Origin of the sequence: Halorubrum sp. ASP1 (assembly GCF_005435135.1) — an archaeon.
Lineage (GTDB): Archaea > Halobacteriota > Halobacteria > Halobacteriales > Haloferacaceae > Halorubrum > Halorubrum tropicale.
Window position 1 is genome coordinate 1 of record NZ_SGUA01000040.1, and the last position, 863, is coordinate 863.

The following is an 863-nucleotide window of genomic DNA, read 5'->3' on the forward strand; positions in this document are numbered from 1 at the left end:
CGACGACCATCGCAAGACCGTCGAACGGGGCGTCATACCAGTGCTGGAACGTGAAGAGGACTAACCCTATGAGTCCGCCAGCGACTGCGAACCCCCATCCACCAGCCGTTTCCGGGAGTTCAGGGAAGTAGAACGACACTACTCCTCACCTCCGAACGCCGCGTAGCCGACGGCGAAGACGACGAGGCCGATCAGCAGGAACTGCAGCCCCGACAGGTCGCCGAGGTAGCCGCCGGTCCCGAGCGAGCCGAAGATCCCCGTCACCGCCGCCAACGCGAACCCCGGCTCGGAAAGGACCGCAGTGATCAGGTCGTCGCCGAACTGCAGGCCGACACCCAGCCCCGCGACGCCGGCCGCCGCGCTCGTCGACACCGCTCGCGATGCCGCTCCGGCGCCCGACGAGGCCGCCGAGCCGGCCCGTGCAGCCGCGTCACGACTTCGCTCGACGCCAACCACGTAGACCAGCGCGCCCACCGCGAGCACGCCCAGCGCCAGCGTCACCGCCGACATGGTTCACCTCCGTTCGTTCGTGTCCGATTCAACTCGGTTCGTCCGCTGTGAGTGTGTCTCATACTTCTCGATCGATGTTGCTCCAGATCTGCTGACCCAGATACGCCAAGAAGACGAGAGCGGCCGCGACGACCGCCCACTCTCCCGTTGACGACGGCGGCAGGACCTGGGGGAGCGTCAGCGCCCCCACCGAGATAGCCGAGAATAACTGCGGCCCCGAGGCGATGAGCGCGTCCGTCAGCGCCCACACGACCTCCGGGTTCAGCACCGCGGCGATCGCGCCAAGTCCCGCCGACACCTGCGTCAGCGGATCCTTCGCGATGTCTTTCAGTGTCACTCTGTCAACCCTCCGA

Annotated in this window: 2 protein-coding genes; both read right to left on the minus strand. The window is 67.0% G+C overall.

The window, feature by feature from the left end; translation table 11 throughout:
* Positions 1-138 precede the first annotated feature (138 nt).
* Positions 139-510 carry a hypothetical protein gene (locus tag EXE48_RS18140; protein WP_137712167.1) on the minus strand — a complete coding sequence of 124 codons (372 nt, stop codon included), beginning with the start codon at positions 508-510 and terminating at the stop codon, positions 139-141.
* Positions 511-568: 58 nt separating this feature from the next.
* Positions 569-863: hypothetical protein (locus EXE48_RS18145; protein ID WP_241992039.1), on the minus strand; the 295-nt coding region annotated here is incomplete at its 5' end.